This window comes from Edaphobacter dinghuensis (assembly GCF_014640335.1).
In the GTDB taxonomy this organism is placed as follows: domain Bacteria; phylum Acidobacteriota; class Terriglobia; order Terriglobales; family Acidobacteriaceae; genus Edaphobacter; species Edaphobacter dinghuensis.
Map to the genome: position 1 here is coordinate 52,888 of NZ_BMGT01000005.1, position 25,017 is coordinate 77,904.

General features: G+C 56.2%; 19 protein-coding genes and 1 tRNA gene. 12 read left to right on the plus strand and 8 right to left on the minus strand.

Annotated elements, in window-relative coordinates:
* The 4 genes from IEW09_RS18365 to IEW09_RS18380 all read left to right on the plus strand — a co-directional run bounded on the left by IEW09_RS18365 (position 1) and on the right by IEW09_RS18380 (position 2,592).
* Positions 1 to 765 (plus strand): DUF72 domain-containing protein, encoded by a 765-nt coding sequence (locus IEW09_RS18365; protein WP_188555721.1) that lies wholly within the window; start codon positions 1 to 3, stop codon positions 763 to 765.
* Positions 765 to 1,802: a YheT family hydrolase gene (locus tag IEW09_RS18370; RefSeq protein WP_188555722.1), complete on the plus strand. Its 1,038-nt coding sequence runs from the start codon at positions 765 to 767 to the stop codon at positions 1,800 to 1,802. Before IEW09_RS18365 ends, IEW09_RS18370 begins: the two co-directional genes overlap by 1 nt.
* A gap of 42 nt (positions 1,803 to 1,844) precedes the next feature.
* A complete protein-coding gene (locus tag IEW09_RS18375; protein ID WP_188555723.1) occupies positions 1,845 to 2,465 on the plus strand; it encodes a hypothetical protein in 621 nt (206 codons plus the stop codon).
* 51 nt (positions 2,466 to 2,516) lie between these two features.
* Positions 2,517 to 2,592 (plus strand) — tRNA-Arg (locus tag IEW09_RS18380).
* Positions 2,593 to 2,785: 193 nt separating this feature from the next.
* Here IEW09_RS18380 and IEW09_RS18385 read toward each other — a convergent pair.
* Positions 2,786 to 3,343 carry an inorganic diphosphatase gene (locus IEW09_RS18385; RefSeq protein ID WP_188555724.1) on the minus strand — a complete coding sequence of 186 codons (558 nt, stop codon included), beginning with the start codon at positions 3,341 to 3,343 and terminating at the stop codon, positions 2,786 to 2,788.
* Between the two features lie 122 nt (positions 3,344 to 3,465).
* Between IEW09_RS18385 and purS the strand changes: the two genes are divergently transcribed.
* From purS to IEW09_RS18410, 5 genes are all read left to right on the plus strand, one after another.
* On the plus strand, positions 3,466 to 3,711 hold the full coding sequence (purS, locus tag IEW09_RS18390) for a phosphoribosylformylglycinamidine synthase subunit PurS (RefSeq protein WP_188555725.1): 246 nt from the start codon (positions 3,466 to 3,468) through the stop codon (positions 3,709 to 3,711).
* Between the two features lie 86 nt (positions 3,712 to 3,797).
* On the plus strand, positions 3,798 to 4,907 hold the full coding sequence (gene hemE, locus IEW09_RS18395; RefSeq protein WP_188555726.1) for a uroporphyrinogen decarboxylase: 1,110 nt from the start codon (positions 3,798 to 3,800) through the stop codon (positions 4,905 to 4,907).
* Positions 4,904 to 5,935, plus strand: a complete 1,032-nt coding sequence (hemH, locus tag IEW09_RS18400; protein ID WP_188555727.1) for a ferrochelatase — start codon at positions 4,904 to 4,906, stop codon at positions 5,933 to 5,935. The genes hemE and hemH overlap by 4 nt, the downstream gene beginning before the upstream one ends.
* Before the next feature lie 147 nt (positions 5,936 to 6,082).
* Complete coding sequence (gene hemG, locus IEW09_RS18405; protein ID WP_188555728.1) at positions 6,083 to 7,465, plus strand: protoporphyrinogen oxidase; 1,383 nt, start codon at positions 6,083 to 6,085, stop codon at positions 7,463 to 7,465.
* A gap of 31 nt (positions 7,466 to 7,496) precedes the next feature.
* Positions 7,497 to 8,075, plus strand: a complete 579-nt coding sequence (locus tag IEW09_RS18410; protein ID WP_188555729.1) for a cob(I)yrinic acid a,c-diamide adenosyltransferase — start codon at positions 7,497 to 7,499, stop codon at positions 8,073 to 8,075.
* Between the two features lie 60 nt (positions 8,076 to 8,135).
* Here the strand turns inward: IEW09_RS18410 and IEW09_RS18415 are convergent, their stop codons facing one another.
* The gene (locus IEW09_RS18415) at positions 8,136 to 11,759 is read right to left on the minus strand and encodes a TonB-dependent receptor (RefSeq protein ID WP_188555730.1); all 3,624 of its coding nucleotides are present in this window, start codon (positions 11,757 to 11,759) and stop codon (positions 8,136 to 8,138) included.
* Between the two features lie 442 nt (positions 11,760 to 12,201).
* Here IEW09_RS18415 and IEW09_RS18420 point away from each other — a divergent pair, with 442 nt between their 5' ends.
* A complete protein-coding gene (locus IEW09_RS18420) occupies positions 12,202 to 13,611 on the plus strand; it encodes a hypothetical protein (protein WP_188555731.1) in 1,410 nt (469 codons plus the stop codon).
* Positions 13,612 to 13,686: 75 nt separating this feature from the next.
* Positions 13,687 to 15,279: a CehA/McbA family metallohydrolase gene (locus IEW09_RS18425; RefSeq protein WP_188555732.1), complete on the plus strand. Its 1,593-nt coding sequence runs from the start codon at positions 13,687 to 13,689 to the stop codon at positions 15,277 to 15,279.
* A 14-nt stretch (positions 15,280 to 15,293) separates the two neighbouring features.
* On the opposite strand, the gene IEW09_RS18430 is transcribed toward IEW09_RS18425, so the two are convergent.
* From IEW09_RS18430 to IEW09_RS18450, 5 genes are all read right to left on the minus strand, one after another.
* Positions 15,294 to 16,451, minus strand: coding sequence for a phosphatidylinositol-specific phospholipase C1-like protein (locus IEW09_RS18430; RefSeq protein WP_229739440.1), 1,158 nt, complete (start codon positions 16,449 to 16,451; stop codon positions 15,294 to 15,296).
* Positions 16,452 to 16,472: 21 nt separating this feature from the next.
* On the minus strand, positions 16,473 to 17,417 hold the full coding sequence (locus tag IEW09_RS18435) for a metallophosphoesterase family protein (protein WP_229739441.1): 945 nt from the start codon (positions 17,415 to 17,417) through the stop codon (positions 16,473 to 16,475).
* Positions 17,418 to 17,517: 100 nt separating this feature from the next.
* Entirely contained in the window at positions 17,518 to 21,072 is a 3,555-nt protein-coding gene (locus tag IEW09_RS18440) for a TonB-dependent receptor (RefSeq protein WP_229739442.1), read from the minus strand.
* A gap of 383 nt (positions 21,073 to 21,455) precedes the next feature.
* Positions 21,456 to 22,223 (minus strand): 5-deoxy-glucuronate isomerase, encoded by a 768-nt coding sequence (locus IEW09_RS18445; RefSeq protein WP_188555733.1) that lies wholly within the window; start codon positions 22,221 to 22,223, stop codon positions 21,456 to 21,458.
* 106 nt (positions 22,224 to 22,329) lie between these two features.
* A complete protein-coding gene (locus tag IEW09_RS18450; RefSeq protein ID WP_188555734.1) occupies positions 22,330 to 23,193 on the minus strand; it encodes an inositol oxygenase family protein in 864 nt (287 codons plus the stop codon).
* A gap of 183 nt (positions 23,194 to 23,376) precedes the next feature.
* Here IEW09_RS18450 and IEW09_RS18455 point away from each other — a divergent pair, with 183 nt between their 5' ends.
* A complete protein-coding gene (locus IEW09_RS18455; protein ID WP_188555735.1) occupies positions 23,377 to 23,913 on the plus strand; it encodes a DinB family protein in 537 nt (178 codons plus the stop codon).
* Positions 23,914 to 23,968: 55 nt separating this feature from the next.
* Here IEW09_RS18455 and IEW09_RS18460 read toward each other — a convergent pair whose 3' ends face one another.
* A complete protein-coding gene (locus tag IEW09_RS18460) occupies positions 23,969 to 24,991 on the minus strand; it encodes a LacI family DNA-binding transcriptional regulator (protein WP_188555736.1) in 1,023 nt (340 codons plus the stop codon).
* Positions 24,992 to 25,017: the final 26 nt, after the last annotated feature.

Sequence of the window (25,017 nt, forward strand, 5' to 3'; positions counted from 1 at the left end):
GTGGTCTCCGCACAAGCCTCAACTCGAATCTACGCCGGGACCTCCGGCTGGGCTTATCCGACCTGGAAACCCGAGTTCTACCCTCCTAAAACTCCCACAAAGAAGTTTCTCGAGTTCTACGCCTCGCAACTTACCTCTGTCGAGGTCAATTACACCTTCCGCGCTCTGCCCACTGAAAAAATTCTGGAAGGCTGGCTTGCCTCCACGCCATCGCACTTCCGCTTCAGCTTCAAAGCGCCGCAGCGCATCACCCATTTCAGGAGACTTCGCGATTGCGATGCCGACGTAGTTCAATTTCTTGCCGCGCTCGAACCGGTCCGCCAAGTCGGCAAGCTGGGTCTTCTGCTCTTTCAACTTCCTCCTAACTTTAAAGCCGATGCCGGCCTGCTCACAACATTTCTCTCAACCCCTACCCTGCAAGCAGCCAGGAACGCACCCCGCATTGCGTTTGAGTTTCGCCACGAATCCTGGTTCAGCGAAGAGATTTACAGGGTTTTACGGCAGCATGAGGCCGCGCTCTGCATCGCCGAAAGCGACGATCTTATTACCCCCGAGGTGCATACCGCGGCCGCATTCACCTGCTTCCGTCTGCGCCGCAGCGGAGCTTATTCTTCTGCGGAACTCGATTCCTTCGCCAAACGTTTCACCGCACTCGCAGAACAGCGCGATGTCTACGCCTACTTCAAGCACGAGGACGAACCCACCGGCGCGCTCAACGCCAAAGCTTTCCTCGATCGCACCATGGCCCTCGAGGACAAGCATTGATGTCAACAACAACGTTCGCAACCGATACCGTTCTAACAGCCGATTTTCAGCCACGACGCTACCTGCGCAACGGCCACCTGCAGACCATCTTCGGCAACTATCTTCCTCGCGCCAACAGCCTTCCTGCACCCGAGGCTCAGCTCGTCGAGGTCTCTCCCGCCACGGACTACCAGATCTCGAGCCAGGTGCTCTGCCACTGCCACTGGCAGCCTGAAGATGTCCGTGCCACGCGGCCAACCGCCATCATCGTGCATGGCCTCGAAGGCTCATCCAATTCGCAGTATGTGATCGGCAACGCCAATAAGCTCTGGCATGCCGGCTGCAACGTCGTCCGTATGAACATGCGTAATTGCGGCGGCACCGAAGCGCTGGCGCCGACGCTCTACCACTCCGGGCTCTCGGGCGATGTCGACGCGGTCATGCGCTTCTTCGTCGAGCTGCACCATCTTCAATCCATCACGCTCATCGGGTACTCCATGGGTGGCAACCTTGTGCTCAAGCTTGCAGGAGAGCTCGGTAAAAACCCGCCGCCCGAGCTTCATGCAGTCATCGGCGTCTCGCCGGTCATCGACCTCGCGCCCTCTTCGGCGGCTCTTCACCTCTGGCAAAATCGCGTCTACGAAAAGAAGTTCGTACGCGCCATGCTGCGCCGCTTTCGCCGCAAGGCGTCGCTCTTCCCTCGCGCATTCGATCCCAATCGCGCCACCGGCGTTAGCTCACTTCGCGACTTTGACGAACACATCATCTCTCTCTACGCCGGTTTCGCCAACGCCGACGACTATTACCATCGCGTAGCCGCCGCTCGCGTCATCGATCAAATCACCGTACCCACGCTCATCCTCAACTCTCTCGATGATCCCTTCATTCGGATCGCGCCCGATACCCGCGACAAGATTGTGGCGAATCCGAACATCACCTTCCTCGAGACAGCTCAGGGTGGCCACTGCGCCTTCCTCGCCCAGCCCGATCCAACCACCGGCTACGATGGCTACTGGGCAGAGCACACGCTGCTGCGCTTCATCCTTGCCAACGCATAACCATTCTCTGCCAGCCTAAGACTCCCGCTAAGATAGTTATTGATGCTCGCCGAATGGTCCGTAGAAGCCTCCGCAGACGATCCCGTCCTCGTCATTCCCTGGTCTGACCCCTCAGACCCCACCGGCGACCGTCGTTTCATCGACTTGCGCGAAAATCCCTACGACCTCGACCATATCCCCGAAGCCGAGTTGTATCCCCCACTCATGCACGCTCTTCGCTCCCTCAACGCTCTTCGTTCTCCAGTATTCACGGCCAAATGCGATGCATGGCCGCTCCGCCCAAAGCAGGACGCAGACGAGCTTGAGACCCTTCGCCTCAACCTCGACATCTTCGAGGACGCGGCCAACGACGCCTCCCACGGCTTCGTCAGCTATATCGACATCCTATGGCGCGAGCGCTCCATCTTCACCTCGTTTCACCAGCACGAGCAGCTTCTGCACCGCCTCACCCGACACGCAGCACCGCTCAGCCACCCCTATGCCATGCTCGACTGCGTTCTGCGCCCCGCACTCGTCGACCTCACCGGCCCGCAGGAAGGTTTCGCCCTCAGCCTCTACATCAAGTCGCTTGGCCACGATCCGCAATCCGCCGAAGAGAACTGGGCCAGCGCGCTCGATGCGGTCGTGGGCCTGGTCCGTAGCAAAGATCTCTCCTTCGCCTAAGTTTTTTCCTGTTGATCGTCCTACCCGCTACAATCGAATCAGGATGCATCGGGGCGAGTAGCTCAATGGATAGAGCATCAGCCTTCTAAGCTGACGGTTGCAGGTTCGAGCCCTGCCTCGCTCACCACCCTCCATGTTCGTCCTTGTGCCGGCCCAATGCCGACAAAATGTGATGGGCCGCGGAAGTTGGAAGTTCCGCGGCCCATCACATTTTGTCTTTGTAAAAAACACAGAAACACGTCATCTCGACCGAAGCGTAGCGAAGTGGAGAGACCCCTGTATTTATCTTTGGCTGGCCGAAAAAAGCTCCAGCATCTCAACTACTTCTTAGCAGCAACCTCTGCCTGCCCCTTCGTCTTGTTATCGATAAAGGCCTGCTGCGCTTCGATCACCTTGTCGCGTGCAAACGAAGCATCGCGCCAGCCCTTCACCTCGACACGCTTGCCTTCAAGATCTTTGTAGATGGCAAAGAAGTGCGTGATCTCCTTGAGCATGTGCGGGTAGATCTCCGAGTAGTTCCACACGTCCTGATAACGCGGATTATTCTTACCCACGCAAAGGACCTTCTCGTCGGCCACCCCCTGGTCGAGCATCTCCAGCACCCCAATGGGGCGGACCTCCTGGATACAGCCGGAAAAGCTGGGCGTATCGACGAGCACCAGAACGTCCAGCGGATCGCCATCGGCCGCAAGCGTGCTCGGAATAAAACCGTAATCACCAGGATAGTGAACGGGGGAGTAGAGGTTGCGATCCAGCCGGAAGACGTGCAGCTTTTTGTCGTACTCGTATTTGTTGATGCCTTCGAAGGGGATCTCGATGACGGCGTTGATTACCTCGGGGGCTTTTTCTCCGATGGGTAGCTCAAGATAGTTCGGCATAAAGTCTGGGATCTCTTCTCATGTGCGAAATTTTGCAGCGTCTAACGTGCGATAGCTGCCAAGGAAACGGTTTCCTCTCTGTTTTAGGAAGGAAAGCGTCACCTTGTCTATAATCAAGCAGAATGAAGGCTCATGTCTATGTCACGCTGAAACGAACGGTGCTGGATGCCCAGGGGCAGACAGTCGCGGATGCACTGCGGCGAATGGAATATCGCGGCATTGCCGACGTGCGGCAGGGTAAGTATTTCCTGCTGACCTTGGAAGATGGATTGGACCAGAACGCGGCGAAGGCCGAGGTAGAACGGATCGCTCGCGAGGTGCTCACCAATCCGGTAATCGAAGAGTTTACCTTCCGGCTGGAACCCTAAACACTGCGTTCTCACAGTTTTCGGTCAAAATTAATCGCCGTCGCTGGAAGCGGCAAGCGGCTGGTGCTAGGCTCAAGAGCGTAGCAATGGAGAACCCTTTGAGTCCCGCGTCGAGTCCTGCGTCCCTGGAATCCGCCACAGCGCTTCAGTCTACCGGAAGCAGATTTGTCCGTGCCTGCCTTCGCCAGCCCGTAGACCGCACCCCCATCTGGCTTCTGCGTCAGGCAGGGCGATACATGCCCGAATACATGGCCGTCCGCAAGCACCACTCGCTGCTCGATATCTGCCGAACCCCTGAGATTGCCTCTGAGGTGACTATCACCGCCGCTGAACGGCTCGGCGTGGATGCGGCAATTATCTTTGCCGATCTCCTGCTGCCGTTTACGCCGATGGGACTCGACTTCGAGTTTCTCGCCGGCGAAGGCCCAGTGGTACATGTGCCTGTGCGCACAGTCGAGCAGGTACGTGCTCTCCGCACCGATCGCATCGACGAACTAAGCTACGTAGCGCAAGCCATTGAAAAGGTTGCCGCTCACTTCTCCGCACCGCGAGCGGATGGCGACCAGCTTGGCATCATCGGATTCTGCGGCGCGCCCTTCACTCTCGCAAGCTACATGATCGAAGGCGGATCGTCGCGAAACTACATCGAGACCAAAAAATTGATGTACAGCGATAACGTCGCATGGCCCATGTTGATGGAAAAGCTGGTAACGGTGCTGGTCGGTTTTGCGCAGCAACAAATAGAAGCCGGAGCCGACGTCATCCAGATCTTCGATAGCTGGGTTGGCGCACTGAGCGTAACCGATTATCGGCGCTACTGTCTCCCCGCCGCTACAGAACTTGTTCGGCGAATCCAGTCTCTCGGCGTTCCCGTCATCTACTTCGGCGTAGACACAGCTTCTCTGCTGCCGTCCATGGCCGAGACCGGAGCCGACGTCATCGGGCTCGACTGGCGCATTCCGCTCGACCAGGGCTGGAAGGCCGTTGGCAACAGCCATGGTGTGCAGGGAAACCTAGATCCCATCACTCTGTTTGCTCCTAAAGATGTACTGAAAGATCGCGTCCGCGAGGTGTTGGCCGCAGCAGCCGGACGTCCCGGTCATATCTTCAACCTCGGCCACGGCATCGTCCCCGGAACCCCCGTCGAAAATGTCATCAAAGTCGTCGAGTGGGTAAAGGAGTACGGCGCGCTATGAGCGGAGAGGCAGGGCGCAGCGCCGTTCTGCTGCTCGCGCACGGCACTCCCGACGTGCTCGGCGAGATGGCCGCCTATCTCAGCAAGGTGACCGGTGGCAGACCGCTCCCGCAGGAAGTTGTCGAAGAGCTGCAGCATCGTTATCGCCAGATTGGTCTGGGCGAAACGCCGGGAGCCGAAGCCCCTCCACTGACAAAATGGACGCTCATTCAAGCGCATCTGCTGGAGCGTTCCCTCGATCGCAATGGCGATTCCAATACTCGAGTTTACGTCGGAATGCGGAATTGGCATCCCTATATCGCCGATGCGATCGCGCAGATGCGGCTCGATGGAGTCACCCACATCAAGGCGATCTGCCTCGCTCCACAGAACTCCCGCACCAGCGTCGGCCTCTATCGAAAAGCAGTTCTGGCCGCCGCCGATGGTCTCGAGGTAGATTTCGTCGCTGGCTGGGCCGAACATCCGCTTCTCGCACAGGCATTTGCAGAACGCCTGTGGCCGGTATGGGCGCTGGCCTGCGCGCAATCGAAACGCCGCGTCCCCGTCCTGTTTACAGCGCACAGTGTTCCCTGCCGAACTGTAATGACTAAGGAAGCCTCGGATAATGGAGCCTCTCAGCAAGAGCCGCCGGATACCTACGCAGTCGAGGCAAAACGCACCGCCGAGCTCGTAGCGCAACACATGGCCCCTGTGGGATTCGGAGAGAAAGACTGGTACTTCGCCTTTCAGAGCCAGGGCGTAAGTGGCGGGCCATGGATCGGGCCAACCGTAGAAGAGACGCTCAAGTCCATCAAGGACGAGGGGCATGTCGGAGTCGTCATGCAACCGATAGGCTTCCTCTGCGACCACGTCGAAATTCTGTACGACATCGACATCGCCTTCACAGAGAAGGCACGCGAGCTTGGCCTGAAGCTGTGGCGGGCCGAGAGCCTGAACGACTCCGATGTTCTGATCAACGCCCTAACCCAGATCGCAACAGGTCAATATAAAGCCGTGGTCGATGAGGCGATCGTTCCAGCGCAGGTTTAAGCATTGCTTCAACCAAATCACGTCATCTCGACCGAAGCCGAAGGGCAAAGTGGAGAGCCCCCTGTATTTCGCTTTTCGCCCACCCACAAAAATTCTCGATGAAAATGCTCTAGGCTAATAAAAGTCAGAGCATTTGGGAGAGAGTGGATGAAGCGGATAGCAATCATCGGTGGCGGCATAGCAGGATTAACAGCAGCCTACGAGCTATCGTGTCTGGCAAGCAAAGGAGCCGCGGTAGAAGCCGTGCTCTTCGAAGCCTCTCCCCGACTTGGCGGCATTGTTGAGACAGTGCGCGAAGGCGGCTTTGTCATCGAATGCGGCCCCGACGCCTGGGTGACGGAAAAGCCGTGGGCTCGCGAGCTTGCAGAACAGCTTGGCTTGGGCGATGAGATCATCTCTTCCAACGATGCCACGCGCAAGACATACGTTCTGATGGACGGCCTCCTTCAGGCGATGCCGGATGGAATGCGGATGATGGTTCCCGCCAACCTCCACGCCCTTGACCAGTCGGAGTTATTCAGCCCAGAGGCCAAACAAGATTTTCACGCCGAAATCAGCCGAGCAACCGAACTCAAGGCCAGCGCGCCGCAGCACGATGAGAGCGTCGCAGCGTTTGTCCGGCGGCACTTCGGCGACGAAGTGCTCGACACCATCGGCGCTCCGCTGCTACGCGGTGTCTTCGGCGGAGACGTAACGCAATTGAGCGTGCGCGCCGTCATGGCTCCTTTCGTTGCCATGGAGCGCGAACACGGCAGTCTGATCGCAGCTATGCAGGCCAACAGCACCGCCAGCAAAAGCCGACAGGCTGCGATATTCACCACACTGCAAAGTGGATTGGGAACGCTTGTAGACAGAATGGTCGCAACGATTCCCAAAGACTGGCTCCGCCTGGGAACAACCATCCGCGCGCTCTCACACGAGCACGATGGCTGGAAGGTAGAGACGTCTTCAACTCAGGAGCACTTCGATGTCATCCTCATGGCTGCGCCCGTTCACATCGCGCGAGAGCTGATGCAATCAATCGACACGCGCGCCGCGCAGCTCATAGCGATGGACGCAAGCTCCGCCGTGGTTGTCGCCTTCGGGTTCCCCGATGCAACTGGCTTCTCCACTCCTCCCGGCTTTGGCTTTCTCGTCCCCGAAGGGTCAGGAAGCCGCCTGCTGGCCTGCACCTTTGTCGACCAGAAGTTCGCTAACCGCGTACCACCAAATGGAAAGCTGATACGCGCCTTCTTTGGCGCCGACGCCGCAGAACGGTTGATCCGCTGCGGCAACGACGAGGTATCCTCCGTGGCACGGCTCGAACTTGCACACATCCTCGGCCCCTTACCCGAGCCTCAGGTAACCGTAGTACGACGCTGGCCCAAGAGCCTTCCCCAATATGCCGTCGGTCATCTTGAACGGATGAAAGAACTCGACGAGCACATACGAAATCTCAACGGACTATATCTCTTGGGAAACGGATATCGCGGCGTCGGTTTACCCGACCTGATACGAGATGCACGTGCCGCAGCGCAGCAACTCGTATAAATCTTGCAGCAAAGCACGATGGAGGCAACCCATGAGCATAGCAACGACCCACGGAGACAGCGGACAGACAGGACTAGCCGGCGGTGTACGCGTCTCAAAGGCAGACCTGCGCGTCGAAGCATACGGCTCGGTCGATGAGTTGAATGCGACGCTCGGCTTTGCCCGCAGTATCTGCCATCACAAAGAGATCTGCACCTGGACCGAAGAGATTCAACGCACGCTCTTCCGTGTCGGCGGCGCTCTGGCCACTCCTCCAGAAAATCAGAAAAATGCTCCTGTCATCTCGCTCGAGGATGTCGACGCTCTCACCAACCTCGTCCACCAGATCGAAGCGACCGAAGGCATTCTCTCCGACTGGTCTTTGCCCGGAGCGCACACTGAGTCCGCCGCCTACGAGATCGCTCGCACGGTCTGCCGCCGCGCCGAACGCAACGCCGTTCGCCTCGCAGAAAATGGGGTCGAGGTAAATCCCACGATCATTGCTTACCTCAACCGGCTCTCCGATCTCATCTGGCTCTTCGGCAGACTGATCGAGCTGACCGCGGGCATCGACGCTCGCCTTCGCACCGACGATACCGCCGGGCCAAAGTGGTCTCGCGCCTGGAAGTAAAAGCAAAGGCCCATCCACAATGGATGGGCCTTTGGAATTAATACGTCAGTTGAGTTCAGGTTAGAACGACAACTTCATCGCAAGCTGCAGGCGGCGAGATGCATTGCCGCCGTTGCGTGCGCCTGTGATCGAGCTGAAGTTGCTGCCAGTGAAGTTAAGGCTGCCCGGCTGCCCGAACGGTGTCGTGTTCGTCAGGTTGAAGGCCTCCGCACGGAATTGCAGTCCAACTCTCTCCGTAAAGGCGAAGTTCTTCAACAACGAGGCATCGAGGTTCTTGTAATTAGGTCCACGAGCCTGCTGCGGGCCTCCGCCCAGAGGAGAGTAATCCGCTTGTCCAATCGCCGTGACTGAAGGCGGTTGAGCAAACGCCGCTGGATTCAGCCACTGCCTGAAGTTATGCGGCCCGGCATAGATGTTCGTTCCCTTGACAACGTTGGCAAAGCAGCCAAACTCAGAGGTCGCCGTGGGGCACGTTACGGTAAATGGCTGGCCCGTCTGGTAGGTATAGATCATGTTGACGACCCATCCGCCAATCGCCAGGTCGGTTGCCTTGTTGGAGTTGCCCAGGAATGCACGGCCATGACCGAAGGGCAGTTTGTACGACCCGGAGGCATGAACCACATTGGTGGCATCGGTATCGCAGAGACCGTAGTCTCCCTTGATGCCAAACCCCGGCAGCCACTCAGCCCTATACTGCTGGTTCTGTGAGGCCTGCGTATGTTGATCGGTCATGCACTTGCTCCAGCTGTAATTGGCAAGAATGCTCAGACCGGAGTTCATCTGATGCTCATAGGTCGTCTGCAGAGCGTTATAGCTGCTGGCCGCATTCGTCGTCTCATACGTTGCATTGCGGGCAAAGCTCGGGAACGGCACATAGTTCTGAGCGTTGGCGCTGGGAGGAAGCAACTGGCTTGGAGAGTTGAAGTATCCAAGGTTATCCAGGTGCCGTCCCATCGAGCCTACGTATCCGATCTCGAGAGAGTCGTGGTTCGTAAGCTGGTTCTGGAACGCCAGGTTGACAGACTGAATATATGGAGTCTGGAAGTTGTACTGCCGCCCATACAGATTCAAGCCCTGGCCGGTGTTGACCGTAGGATCGCCAATGTTGATCTGCGTGAACGCGTTCTCCATCGTCGCTGTTGAACCATTTGTAACTGGGATGAGTGGATGCTGGCTATCGGGGCTGTTGAAGGTGGACGTATAGACGAAGGGATAGTTCGTGCCGAGCGTTCCGCCGTAGCCGAGGTTACCCAACGCACCATAGGCAATGCCGTATCCGCCGCGCAGAACCTGCGTCGGCGTCATGCGGTAAGCAAATCCAACTCTGGGAGCGAAGTTGGTCTTCTGTGCCTGCCCCAGTGAGAGGCCGGAGACGCAATCCAGCTTGATGTTGCTGCTTGCCAGCAGGGCATCAAAGGAGGAAGAGCGCGCCACATTGCATCCTTGCTTCGGGATATAGTACGTTCCCGTGTTGCCGTTGCCGCCGGCCGCAACAAAATTAGCCTGCCTTCCGGAGACCTCTGCATAAGGCGTGAAGTAATCCCAACGAACTCCAAGGTTCAGGGTAAGGGTCGGAGTTATCTTCCAGTCGTCCTGGAAGTAAGCACCGGTGTACCAGCGATGATCGTTAGTAGCGGCAACATTCGATCCGCCGAAGGTGCTCAGTCCACCAACATTATTGACACCGCCAACCGAAGAGATCATCGGAGTCAGCAGAAGATCGCCAAGTCCGGTGAAGCTGCTGTTCTTGTTCGGAATATCGGTGTATTGGCCGCTGAAGGTCATATTTCCTCTGCCTTGCGGCGGCTGAGAGATATTTCCTTCAATGTCGTCGACCTGTATGCCTGCCTTGAAGACATGGTTGCGATAGACCTTAGTCACGCTGTCCGCACCTTCAATGCTGTACACATACTGAATCGTCGGGGTGTAGTTTCCAACGCCGATGTGGGTCAGTCCGTTGATGCTGGTCGGAGGAAGACCGCCGTTGTTGGCAACCTGGGGAATCCCCTGAATGCCATACTGCGCGGGGATCCCAAAGGTATTTCCATAGACCGACTGCTGCAGCTTATCCGCGTGCATCATGCCGACGTGCATATCGTTCGACAGCGTCTCGGTAAAGATATGCGTATACCCGACAGCAAAGGCATAGGCCGGAAGGCTGTCGTTACGGCCTCCGGTCTGACCTACCGCCAACCCAGGCAGCGATGAAGGAACCGCCGCGGCATACAAGCTCCTGTCAAAAGTGCCGTTCACGATGTTCTTCTGGTTGATGTTCTCGTCGATGCGCACATCGTATGTGCTGATATTGAGCGTGGTCTTCGGATCATAGAAGAAGTTATTGTTAAGGCCGCTCTGGTTCTGCGCCGGATAGACTCCAAGCAGCTTGACCGCATTGGGATCAAGACGACTGGCCGGAAGGATGTTGAGCTGCGAGGTCGCGCCCGTAAAGTTCGTCATCCCGGCAAGGCTTCCCGTATAGAACGGGTCGCGCACATAGCTGCCCGGCGTTCCATGCAGACCGGTCACCGGATCGACACCCGAAGCTGGGATCGTACGCGTCGTTGCCGGATCGAGAACCGTGCCATGCGGAATAATTCGGCCCAGAGCATCCGTTCCCGTACCAGTGTTGTAAGTGATCAGGTCCTGAAGGTTAGTGAAGCCGCTGTTGACCATCGACGTCGTCGGCACAGTGCTTGTGGCCGGCGTGGGGGTAACATATCGCTGTCCCTGGTATGCAAAGAAGAAGAAGGTCTTGTCGCGAACGATCGGGCCGCCAATGGTGGCGCCAAAGATGTTCTGGCGATACTCCGGCCTGGCTACATGATTGAGCTTATTAAAGAAGAGGTTCGCATTGAAGACGTCGTTGCGAACATACTCCCACACATCCCCATGAAACTGGTTAGTGCCCGACTTGGTCGTGGCATTCACCACGCCGCCGGTGGAGTGTCCAAACTCAGCGCTGTAGTTGACGCTCTGCAGCTTGAACTCCTGAATAGCATCAGGTGGAGGCGTAATCGTCGCATTGCTGTTGGTGTACGAGCCTCCGTACATCTCGATGTTGTCATTGATACCGTTCAGACGGAAGTCGTTCTGCCAGACGTTGGCACCGTCTACAACAAAGTAAGCGCTCGAGGTGCTTCCCGAATCGGCGCTGGGATTGCCCGGCGGTGCCGTGGTAACACCAGCCGAAAGCTGCGAGAGCGATGCCCAGTTTCTGGACTGTAGCGGAAGGTCATTGACGGTCTGCGACGTAATCGTCTGCCCTACCGCTCCATTTTCCGCCTGCAGCAGAGGAGCTGCGGCAGTGACGGTCACCTGCTGGGCAACAGCGCCCGTCGACAGGTGCAGGTCGATGGTCAAAATGTTCTGGATGTGAACCTCGACCCCATTCGCCGTGAAGATCTGAAAACCCGGCGCCTCACCCTTCAGGTTATAGTTGCCCGCCCTTACGGCTGAAAAGGAATAAGTGCCGGTCGACGTAGAGCGTGTGCTCTGCACGATACCGGTCGACGGATTCGTTAGTGTGACCTGAGCATCAGGAACGGCTGCGCCAGTCGAATCGGTTACCGTTCCTGTAACTCCACCTGTATCCACCTGCGCCATCAGCGAGCTCGAGGTGAACATCGCAATCCACAAAGCACACAGCGCCAGGATTGCACCTTTGCTGAAATATTTGCGTAACATCACAAACCCCCTAAAAAATCTTGCATTTATTCCAATTCGAGCAGCAGCATTACCTGCTGGGTTGAACATCATCACATTGCAGAGACGCTGCGAAGCAGCGTGCACGGATCATTCTTTTGAATGACTTTTGCGCTTTTTCTCACTGAGACCTTACAACCCAAAATGGCGAAAGTTTTACCAGATCTGACCAAGGACATATCGCTTCTAAGCCGAGTCTTCGGCCAAATAAAAAACGTTTCAAACGTTTGGTCTTTTTTCTCACCTTTAGGGAGGAATCGTAAGGGGTTTTACCCGGTGTTTACACCTTCCACCACCTGTGAGTTGTTCTTCTTTTTCAATGACTTGGAACAACTACAACGACAGATGATGCCTTTCTCTTAACGAGAGTAAAGATTACTGAGGAGTTAATGATTTATTAAGAGAAATTTGTTACCCTTCGCGTGTGAAGATAATGGATCAGCAGGCGTCCCGAACGCACTCATCGGAGATGCCTTCCAAAGATTCAGTCATTGATTCTGGCATTGCAAAGGAGTCAGGCTCGCAGCATCTGCAGCTCGAAGATGATCCGCGATGGCAGCTTACTCAACGTATTGCAGCAAGCGGGACCTTCACAAAATCCTCACTCCTCTCCGGCTTCCTTCTCTATATCTGCGAACGCGCTCTTACCGGGCGCATGGACGAGATCTCCGAGCATAAGATAGGCGTCCACGTCTTTGGAAGAAGATCCAGCTACAACCCCAGCGAAGATAACATCGTCCGTAACTACGCTCGCCAGCTTCGCCAGCGCCTCGATCATTACTTTGAAACAGAAGGAAGATCGGAGGAGCTGCGTCTCAGCATTCCTCTTGGCAAGTACGTTCCCGCCTTTAACCCGGCACAGGCTACTGGAACAATCCCCAAAGAAACGACGATCGTCGAGCCTCAGTTTTCTGCAACGCTGCAACCACCTGCCGCCGCTCCGGTTGCAGCTCCCATCGTTGAAAAGCGCAGCTACCGCCTGCTGCTGATTCTCGCCGCGCTCTTAGTTCTGCTTGTCTCTGGAGCAATCGCATGGTGGTTCATTCAACGCATCCCCAAGACTCCACCCGATCCGCTCCATCCTCTCTGGGCACAGCTCTTCAATAAGACCCATCAGACATTTCTGGTCCCCTCCGACGATGGAATCGTCATGTTCCAGAACCTGACCGGCCACTCGGTTCATCTTTCGGAATACATTAACCGCGATTACCTCACGCTCAATCTTCCCCGCCAGACCGACGCCGCCAATATGGCGGATCTCGACAAGCAGCGCTACACCAGCGTCACCGACCTCAATGCTGTCCTCCGATTTTCCCGCCTTCCCGAAGCCAAGCCCGACCGCTTTATTGTCCGCTACGCGCGCGAGCTTCAGATGGACGACCTGAAGAACGGCAACGCCATCCTTCTCGGATCGAGCTTCTCCAATCCCTGGGTCGAGCTCTTTCAGAAGAGCATGAACTTCGAGTTTGAGTATCGCCCTCACCCGAACGACTCCACCATCATCAATCAGCATCCTGCCTCGGGAGAACTTCCGGTCTATACCAACGACGCGCTGGCTCCATCGCATCAGACCTACGCAGTCATCGCACTGCTTCCTAACCTCAACAACTCCGGCTGGGTCTTGATCGTGGAAGGTCTGACAATGGCAGGAACCCAGGCCGCCGAAGATACCCTCTTCGATCACGAAGCGATGCGGCCCATCCTCGAAAAGGCCAACGCCGGCAACGGTACCTTGAAGCCCTTCGAAATTCTGATCGAAACCAGAAGCTTCGGCTCCAACTCCCCGCAGGCTCAAATCATCGCCAGCAGATTTTATTCCCCCGTCTCCATGTAACTTGATCTTTCGAAGCTAAGAAATAGCCCCTATTTTCATGGGATTTGAGCTGTTATGCCTGCCATAATAGCTCCCATGACATTGTTCTCCTTCATCGATGCTGACAACCAGTGTAAGCATCAACATTCCTCTTCACCGCTCTCCCATCTTCTAAAGCACTCCACTCATCCCATAACGCGAACTACCTTCATAGCCCTGTTCTTGTGCCTGCTTACTAGTTTCGGTACGGTAACGTGCCGCGCACAAAAATCTACCAGCGATCTCGATCTACACGGAACGATCACCTATGCGAACCGCCAGAGCTACGTCGAGATTCCCTTTGAAGTGCCTAAGGGCGTCACTCGCGTAACCGTCGAGTTCTCCTATACAGAGCGCGAACAACACACTGCCATTGACCTCGGCCTCTTCGACAGCGAGCGCTTTCGCGGATGGAGCGGAGGCAACAAGTCGATCTTCACCGTATCGGCAACCGATGCTACTCCCTCCTATCTCCCCGGCCCCATCGTCCCCGGAAGATGGAAGCTGATACTCGGAGTTCCTAATATCAGGGAAGGTGTTCGCTCCGAGTACGAAGCCAAAATTCATTTCTCACATGCTGGCGACAGGCCGGAGGTCTCCACCTTCAGCTCGGTTCCCCTGCGTAGCGGCCCCGCGTGGTTTCGCGGCGATCTGCACATGCACGACGCTCACAGCGATGGCTCATGCCTCAGCCAATCCGGAAAGAAGGTTCCCTGCCCTCTCTATAAGACCGTCGAGACCGCAGCCGAAAGAGGCCTCGACTTCATCGCCATCAGCGATCACAACACCATCTCGCAGTACAACGACATGCGCGAGTTGCAGCCATACTTCGATCATCTGCTCCTGATCCCCGCTCGCGAGATCACCACCTTTCAAGGACACGCCAACGTCTACGGCCCCACCGATTTCATCGACTTCCGGCTCACAAGCCCGCACGTGCCAAACTTCAACCGCCTGCTCAATGAAGTTCAAAGCCTGCACGGCATCCTCTCCATCAATCACCCCGGCATACCATCCGGCGAGTCCTGCATGGGCTGCGGTTGGACCGTTCCCGATACCGACTTCAGCCGAGTCACAGCCATCGAAGTAATCAACGGCGGCGATGCTGACGGCCCACACTCCGGAATCCCGTTCTGGCAGCAGCAACTCAACAACGGCTTCCGCCTGACCGCGCTAGGCGGAAGCGATAATCACGACTCCGATCTCAAAGCGCGAACCTATTCCGCCATCGGTCATCCCACAACCGTCATCTACGCCGCAAACTTATCCGAAAACGCTATCCTCGATGCAATCCGTGCAGGACACGTCTTCGTCGATGCCCAGGGTTCAAAAGACAGGGCCATCGAGTTCACAGCAAAAACGGCTACAAGCACTGCATCCATGGGAGACGAGATTCAATCTCCTGCAGGAGAGCAGATACACTTCACACTCAAGATGACCGCCCTCGCAGACGATCACCCAGAGATCATTCTCGATGGCGAGTCAACCACATTACTCGATCCATCCGTGGCAAAGCAGAACGAGGAGACAAGGACCTTCGACTATCAAAGCGATGGCAAAAGACATTGGCTCCGAGTCAACATTCGCTCCCAAAGCGGTGCGCTGCTCATCGTCGGAAACCCTGTCTACCTGAACTTCTCTAAACGATAAGGCAAAGCCTCCTGTCAGCGAACACTGGCGGGAGGCGCCAAAAGTTTATCGACACAACCAACAGGCTTCGTCACCGGATTACATCTCGCGACAAGGCCATCCGGAAATTTAACGACATAACTGGTCCACTGCGAAGGCTCCGACGCGGGATAGTCAGTGCTGATCATCTGCGCACCGCTCGAAAGTGCGAGATCACGTCGCGTCGTATCGTTCGTGCGCGCCTGATCGGTGTTCTCATCAGAGCGTGTCCGTACCAGATACCCCTGCTTCACCAGCGCATCGATCTCTTCACGCGACCCGTCATTCTCTTCCGTGAACGCCGCATCGGGAGCACCCGGCTCTGCATTGGTAAAGAGCACCCGCCCACGCAGCGAAGGATGCCCCTTCGTGTAGATCGGCTCCACATGCCTCTGGTCGAGCAAAAAGATCACTCTACCGCGAGCCTGCGCCAGCGTAGGCCATCTCCCAGCATGAATAGCCTCCACCAGCGTCGCTGCGCTACCGCGCACATCATCCGGTGTAATCATCTCATTGGCCGCGAAGACAGATCGAATCTCCTTATCTAACGCATCGAACACAGGAGCAGTAAACGGCTCAGGCGTCACAGCATTTGGAAGATTCCGGTCCCTGCCTTCCTTCGTCTCAATCAAAATAAAAATCGGCAAATGCTGCGGATGCTGCTTCGACCAGCCACGAACATCGGTGAGACAGGCAGTCAGCGTCATGCACGTGCTGCGCACATCGATGTCCTGCATGTGCAGCACCTTAAATCCCGGCTTGTCCATCACATGATGTGGATCGAACTCCGGGTCCGCCGGCAATCCAGCCTTCGCTACCATGCCCAGAATGGCAGGATGCGCATATCGACCGCCCTTCGTGTCGGCGTACACATCAATCTCTATCTGCCGCACACCGCCCGATAACTGATTGGCCAGCGGAGCATGATGATAGTCGAGCCCATGCAATCCCTCGGGACTCTTCATCTCCATCAGATTCCTCGCGCTTGGCGGAAACCCCGCATGGTAGCTATTGTGCGAACCAATTACCTGAATCTGATTCAGATGAACGCGCTGGTCTTGTTGAGCAGTAGTTGTCTGTTGCGCCAGCACCGCCCCACCCATAACAAATATCGCGATGGCGCAGGAGATTCGAATTGTCTTTTTAAAGATCATGTTTGTCCCGAACTGCATTAGCTATCCAACCCGGTAAGGCTTGCTATAGTGTGTTGACCACTCCACAAGATCCGCATTCATCCATCGCAGCTTCTGGCTGCGGCTGTCCGCCTCAAACAACATGTAAGCGTTGGGATCATAGCGAGTAGCCGCCGTAACATAATGCTGCGGCCCATAGGTATGAGCGAAGTCCACCCACTTATGCCAATGTCCTGCAATCACCATCTGTATGGTGTCGCTATGTTTTCGAAGCAGCGGATGTAGGCCGTAGTCGCGGACCTCCGTTGCATCAACTAGCCATAACGGATAGTGAATAAAAACAACCGTAGGCCTGCGATCATTCAGAAGCGCTTCAAACCAATTCAACTGCTCTTCCCCAAGCGAGCCAAGTCGCTTGTCGAACTGAGGCGAGTTCCGGTCCCATCTGGCTCCTAAAAAATTATTCAGATGCACAAACCGGAAACCTTTGTAGTCGACCGAAGAATACGGCTTCGCCTTCAGCTTCTCCGCAAACAACCGATGCGACATCTCGCGCGAGACTCGCGGAACGTCATAGTCATGGTTGCCGAAGCCCAGGTGCACGGGCATCTGAAAGCCGTCAAAGATCTCTTTCGCATTGTCGATGCGCGTCTTGTTCTTAAAATAAAAATCGTAGTCTGCCGATGGATAGTTATGAAAGCAATCCCCTGCCACAAAAACCTGTTCAATCTTGGGATGAAGCGAATTGATCAGATCCCGCGCCGAGATAAGACGCTCCGACGTGTGAAGAATGCTTTCATTATCCTCCACGCCATTCTCTGATCCCTTCACATAAAACTCGTCGATGATGTGCGGGTCCGCAACTACCGCAAAGTGAAACCTCGAAGGAGATGCTGCCTGCGCGACTTCACTCCACCCTCGCTGCGTCCAAAGTGTACCCAGCGCCGATGCTCCCATCATCCCAAATGCGCGGCGATCTATCTTCAAGTCTTACTCCATTCTTTAGGCACAAATGCCTTCAGTTAGGTTCGGCACCGCCCTCTCCAGAGCGGTGCCGAATTATTTTCAGCCATAGACAACCGGCCTGCTAGAAGGTGATCTTCGCCGCAAGCTGTAGCTGTCGTGCAGGGTAAGCGCTGGTGATGCTGCCGAAAGCTCCATCGGTGATTGTGCTGTCGGGAGCCTGGTAGTCCACTTGGTTGAGTACGTTGAAGGCCTCGGCGCGGAAGTCCAGCTTGGAGGTTTCGCTCCAGAGGTTGAACGCCTTGTGAAGACCGAGGTCTGTATCGAAGTAAGCAAAGGAGCGAAACTTATTACGCGAGATATTGCCATACGCATTGGTGTTTCCCAGTGCCACAGATGGAACTGCCAAATACGTTCCGTCCAGATAACCCTTCAATGCTGTAGCCGTCTTGGTCTGCTTCGAACCTGGGTTCTTGATCTTCGCACCCGGCAGAGTCAACTGTGGGCGCAGAGTCACCAGGTCCGACGTGTACAGCGGATTATTGGCAGAGCTGTTGTAGTTCAGATTGAACGGCAGGCCGCTGGTCGACGTGTTGATGACAGTAGTCTGCCACCCACCAAGAACCGCATTGACCAGGAAGTTCGAGTTAGCTCCAAACTTACGGCCATGTCCATACGGCAGGTCATACACAATCGAAAGCGTATTGTTGATCGGCTGGTCATAGCCCGACGGACCGTAGTCGTTGCGCGGATTGGCGAAGTTCACACGAGAGTTATCGCCGTTGCTGGTCTCCAGATGTCCCGAAGCGAGGTCAAAAGCACGGCCCCACGTAAACGAGTTCAACAGATAGAGCGCACCGACGCGCTTCTCAAGCTTGGCCTGCAAAGAGTTATAGGTTGAAGAGTTGCCACCGTACGCGATCTCGATATCGCCAAACGTCGGTACCGGGCGACGCGACTGATACGTCGCGCAGTTTGCTCCTCCTGCATTGAGGCAGGGCGCCGCTTGGTTGTAGTCGGCGAGCACCTGAAGGTGCGTGCCCTTATTACCGACATAGGCGATGTCCATCACCATGCCCCACGGCAGCTCGCGCTGGAATCCGAAGAAGTAGCTCTGCACATAACCAGTCTCAAAGTTCTTCGGAATATAGCGTGACGTCACCTTCTTTGGATCGAAGTTCGAGGGGCTCGTCAGTCCAACCGCATAGCCCTGTTGCATCTGACGGAAGCAGGCCGTCTGGTCCTGCGTGTCGTTGACGCAACGGTCGGCGGTAGTCGGAGTTGGATTATTGATCGAAGCGTTGACGACGTTCGGCCCGTTATAGGTCAGGTTATTTTCGCCGCCGGCGCGGTTGTACTGCGTGTAGCTGATGCCATAGCCGCCGCGAACAACCGTCTTTGGTGACTCGCTCCAGGCAAAGCCGAAGCGCGGTCCCCAGTTCTTCATCGGAACATGTACCAGCGCACGGTCATAGATGCTGCCATTCTTCGCCTGGATCAGCGTGTTCGTCGTCGGGTCGAAGTTCGCCAGCTTGTTATCGCGCTCCCACTGCGGAGTCGCAATCTCATACCGCAGACCAGCATTGACCGTCAGCGTTGGCGAAACCTTGATGTCGTCCTGCACATACATAAAGTTGAACCGCTGCCGCAGGTTCACCACGGTGTAGTTCGTCAGCGAATATGAAGACTGATTGCCGAAGAGAAAGTCAGCAAGGTCCGCGGCCTGCGAGAGCTGCGCCGTCGCATTGCTGCCTTGCGCCGGATCAGACGGATTCGATGCTACACAAGGAGTCACCGGCTTTGCAGGGTTGCAAACCGGCACAGCCGCATATCCCGCCGCATAGTTGTCCTGTCCATAGCTCGGGTTGAAGTCATTGACCTGAGTATTGACCGCCTGGTACTCATAGCCGAACTTCATCGAGTGCCGTCCACGAACCCAGGTAAAGTTGCCCTTCGGGTTGTAGATCGTCGGGTTCTGGAACTGAGGGCTCGAAGACTGCGCACCAAACTGCGTAAAGCCCGATACCGACTGCGCATTCAGATCACGCACAATGCTCTTATCGGTCGGCACGCCATTGGTGATGCCGTTTTCCGCCAGCAGCGACGGATCGCCTTGTCCATAAGGCGTCTTTGCGCCCTCGTTCTTGGTGTAGGCAAAACGAATATCGAGCAGCTTCGTAGGCGAAATCACCCATGTCGTGCCACCTGCGATCTGGCGATTGAGCAGGTGAACGTTCGAGTTGCCATTTCCACCAGCGCGGCCCAGCACCGTCGGCGGATCGAAGATCGTGCCGCGATGCTCGCTGTAGCGGGCAAACATGCTCCACTTCTGATTGAACGTCTCGTCGACACGTGCATCTCCCTTGTCATCCTGAATGGTGCCACGCGGAGAAGCAATGTAGTTGTTGGCAATCGTGTCATAGGCAACAGCGCCGGGGCCGCCGCCGGTTACAGAAGTAGCATTGTTCGCCGGCAGCGCAGCAAGCACCGCCTTAGCAAAAGGAGTCGCCTCCGCAGAAACATTGCCATTGGTAAAGACCGTTCCCGTAATCGGGTTCTGCAGCACAATCGGCGTCGGCGCAATCGACGGATCTTTATAGTGGAACAGGAAGATACCCTGGCGCTGCTCCGCATTCGGCAGCGTAACCGTCGTCACCTGGTTACGGAAGATCTGCCGCAAACCTTCGTAATCCACAAAGAAGAAAGTGTGGTCCTTTTTGATCGGACCGCCGAACGTTCCGCCAAACTGATTGCGAATGAAGGTCTGCTTCACCCCACCCGCTGGCTGAAACGGCCCAATGGCGTTCAGGTCCGTGTTGCGAAGATAGTCATAGCCCTTGCCATGAAACTGGTTGCTACCGCGCCGTGTCGACACATTGATGACAGCGCCCGAAGCGCGGCCATACTCTGCCGAGTAGTTGTTCGTCTCCACGCGAAACTCGCTCACCGCATCCGGCGACGGCGGAATATTCTCGTTCGCGAAGCCCTGGTTCGATGTGCCGTAGTTATTGTTGTCCAAACCATCAAGAAGAAAGTTGTTGAAGGCAGAACGCTGGCCGTTCACATTGAACGAACCCTCGCGGCTCGATGCCGTCTGATTCTCAAGGGCGGACTTACGCACGCCCGGAGCCAGCAGAACAAGGTCGGCATACGACCGGCCATTGAGCGGCAAGTTCTCCACCTCGCGCGTCCCAATCACCTGGCCGCGAGAGCTGGTCTCCGTCTCAAGCGCCGTCGGCGCCGCCGATACCGTCACCGTCTCGGCAACCGATCCCGCCTTCAGCGTCATGTCCACGCGCTGACGAGCATTCGTCGTCACGGTAAAGGCCTGCGTCTGCGCTCCCTCAAAGCCCTGCGCCTCGGCAACAACCTTGTACGATCCGATCTGCACGCTCGAAAACTCATAACGCCCCTCAGCATCCGTCGTCGCCGTCTGCTGAATGCCGGTCGCAACGTTCGTCAGCGTCACCTTACTGTTCGGTATCGCTGCGCTCGTGGTGTCCCTGACGTAACCGAGCACTGAAGCCGACTCAAACTGCCCATAGCACTGAAGCGCGGGCAATAGCAGCAGGATGGCCAGCGCCAACCTCAGCCATCCCCATGTTTGCGTCGCCGACCATCTTCCAGCCGATCCTCTTCCCGAACCACTCGGTCCTGCCATTCCTATGTGTTGCATCATCTGTCCTGCCTTCTCGGAAAAAAATGAACTTCAATAAAAAGTGCTACCGGCGCCGCGGCATCATTTCCGCGTTTACGCTTCACAACGTGCTGCCTTGTTCAACCGCAACGGACATTACGCAAGCGAAGAAACGGCTGTCAATAAAAATTCGCTAACGGAACCGATAACGTAAATTTCTGGTAAATGGATATAAAACGCTAAAAACAAATAACTTAAACAGAAAAATGAACTTATTTAGCGAAAACTGAACCGACCGAAAAATCGGCGCAGAAGCGCATAGCTCCCATCATGCTGTTTTTTCGTGAATATGAGGTAAACAGCCAATGACGCCGCTATAAACATGCGTTGCCCCCGGCCACGGCTCACCAGATGCCTATCTTAAATTAGGCAAATCGAGCATCCACCGTCACCACGCCCCACTGACGATCCACCACCTCGCGATGCGCTGCCATCATCCACACAAAGTTCAGCTCGCTACCGGGAATGGCTACATTCGGGTGATATCCCTCCGGCAACAACACCGCATCCCCGTCGCGCACCACCTCCACCTCGGCGGCAGAGATCTCGTCCGTGTACACGAGTTGCAGCCCGAACGCAGGCTCCGGCATGTCGAAGAAGACATAGATCTCCTCCAGCATCGCCGCATGCTCATGCGGAGGCCAGCTCGTCCAGTTGCCCGGCAGCGAGCTCGTCACCCCCACCACCAGCCGCCCCGCCTGCACATTGGTGCCGAGCATAATGTTGATCTCGCGCTTCGAGCTCTCATTGCCCGCGACAAAATGCAGCTTCTCGTTCGCCTTCACGCTGGCATAAGGGACAAACTGCACCGGGTACTCATCCTCCACCACCGCAGAGCACTCCACCAGGTCAACCTCAGAAGCAGTCTCGACCGTCATCGGCAATCCCTTGGAAACATAAAGAGCGTCCTTAGCCTGCAACTCAAAGCGCTCCTCCCCAACCGTGACCGTCGCCGCACCGCTCAGGCAGACCAGCCCCGTCTCCTGACCATCGTTGGTAAAGCTCACGCGGCTATTGCTCGCATCCAGACGAATCCGCCCGTAGCTCATCTCCCGCATCGAGCTGTTGCTCGGAGAGATGAAGATGTTCCGCCCCTTCAAACCAGCCGTACCGCCAATCAAACGCTTCGACATCGCCTCTTCCAATCCGGCTTGCGCCTTGCAAAGATCAAAAAAAATAGCCCCGAAAAAGCTCTCGCAATCTCGGGGCTGCTCAGTGAAATTCGTGGAGGGCCGTCCGCTACCAGGCAATCTTGGCCGGGAAAAACTCGGCGAACAGATCGTCGTAGTACGGCTTCAGCTCCTTCAGATTCGGCTTCGTGTGCCCCTTCGAATACAGGTCATACACGTTGAACTTGTTCACCCACTCGAACATCTTCACGTCGTGGTCGCTCATCAGGTGGCGATACGCGCCATGCCGGTGCGCCGCGTAAAACGAGTGATACCGCAGCATGTACAGCGACTCCTCCGGCATGTAATTCTTCATCACCTCGCCGATATAGCCGTCGTGCCCAAACGACATATGCACGTTGCTCAGCCCGCAGTTCGGCTCGTAGATGCCGTACTTCGTCTGATACAGAGGGTTGTTGAAATCCGGGTTCGCCTTGAAGTACTGCGGAAACACAATCTGGTCGGAGTAAGCGCAGCCTACCGGGAACGTATCGCCCACCACGCCCCACTGCGGCTCGCCCCACAGGCACAGCACCTTGCCCAGATCATGAATAAATCCGGTCAGCACAAACCAGCGCGGATGCCCGTCCTTGCGAATCGCCTCTGACGTCTGCAGCAGATGCTCAATCTGGGTCAGGTCCGTATCGGGATCGCTATCATCGACCAGCGTATTCAGAAACTCCGCAGCCTCCCAGATGCTCTTCTCGCCCTTGTTCAGGCCGAAGTACTCCTTCTCCTTCGCCATCACATAGTCGAAGCTCTGGTGCTGATGGTTCAGACGATAGAACTCAGCGACACCGGGAGTCGCATGCTCGTCATACTGGCGAAAATCGTCTTCGCTCTTGCCTTCTTTATAGCGCCCGGTTAAAAAGTCATCCCACTCATCCATGTCCTTCAGCGGGGCGTCGGTAGAAACTGCTGTCGTTGCTGCCATAGGAGATCTTCCCTTCGGCGCGAAAAATCCGTGGTTCGCGTTACCGCTAACTATAGTAGCGCCGAACCCATGCACTGGCAAGTAGGAATATCAGATTTATTTTTCGCTCCCGAGAACCCGCCTGTTTAGTAAACTTTGAGGCGTTCTTCGGATTATTTCCACAGGAACGCGGAGGCTCATCCCATGAAGCCGCTTCTCTTTCTCCTTCTCTTCTCGTTACCGTTTCAGGCGTCCGCGCAGACCCCCACAAAGACCGCGCCCACCCTGCGAAGCATTCTTCTCCATCAGCTTCAAACCACGCATAACCAGGAAGAGTGGTTTGTCCCTGCAAACGTCGCTGTAGCTGGCTTAACGGCAGAGCAGGCCAAATGGACCGACGGCAAAGGCAATCACTCCGTCGGACAATTAGCAACCCATCTCGTCTTCTGGGACACGCGCAACCTGGAGAAGTTCGAGGGCAAGCCGCTGGCAAAGTTCAGCAGCAATAATGACGAGACCTTCAACGCCTTCGACGCAAAACAATGGGCAACCACGGTTCGGCAATTAGACGAGGTGCTCACCGCATGGGAGAAGGCCGTCGAATCCGCTGACGAGAAGAAGCTCGAAGCCTGGGCGCCGACCATCGCTAACATCAGCACGCACAACGCCTATCACATCGGTCAGATCATCTATGTCCGCAAAGAGCAAGGCTCGTGGAACCCGGCGAACGGCGTCAGATAATCGACCGGCATCACACACCGATCTCAAAGAAAAGATCAGCGCCGAGGCAAAAAGATCACCGTCGGGACGAGCCCTTCACCGAAGACTCCCGCACCACCAGCGTCGACTCCAGCAGAACGCTCCTGGGCGACTGTTCCGGCTTGGCCGACAGATCCAGCGCAAACTCTCCCGCAACCCGTCCCAGCTCCGCCGTCCCATGGTCGATAGAGCTTAACGGAACGCGCAGGTAATCCGCATAGCGCAGATTTCCGCAGCCGATAAATGCAATGTCCTCGGGCACGCGCAGACCGGCCTGCAATGTCGCTTCTATCGCTCCAATGGCGGTCAGATCGTTGTAGCAGAACACCGCATCCGGACGAGGATCGAGCCGCAGCAGCTCCTGCATCGCCTGAAAACCGGCGGTATCGCCAGCCTCCTCCACCCGCTCCCGCACCAGCACATAACTCTCCGGCACAATCAGCCGATGCTCCGCCATCGCACTCCGATAACCCCGCAAGCGATCAAACGAAGGGCTGGTGTTCTTTCCGCCAATATGCGCGATACGCTTCCGTCCAATATCGATCAGGTGGCGCGTAGCCATCTCGCCCACCTTCACATCGTCCGTCCCGACAAAGTGCGCCGCCAGATGAGGAAAGTTCCGGTCGAACAACAGGTAAGGCGTCCTCACATCCCCCAGCTCATAAAAATTACGCAGGCTAGCCTGGCACGAAGCAATCAGCAGCACATCGATCCCCCGGCTCAACAGCGTGCGAATCTCCTGCTGCTCCACCTCAGGGTCTTCCTCCGACGAAGCCAGAATCAGGGCTCGCTTGCTCGTCCGCAGAACTCCGCTCAGCGATTTGGCAAACTCTGCAAAGAACGGATGCACCAGGTCCGGCACCACCAGCCCCACGGTATAGGTGCGCCCGCTGGCCAGCCCCCGCGCCATCATGTTGGGCTGATAGTTCAGTTCTTTCATGCGCTTCAGCACGCGCCGCCGCGTCTCTTCTCCGATATCGGCGTTGCCCCGCAACACCTTCGACACGGTAACAACCGACACACCCAAATCACGCGCAATATCTTTCAGTCTTACAGCCATGTTCGCTCCTGAAACTTCTCCACACC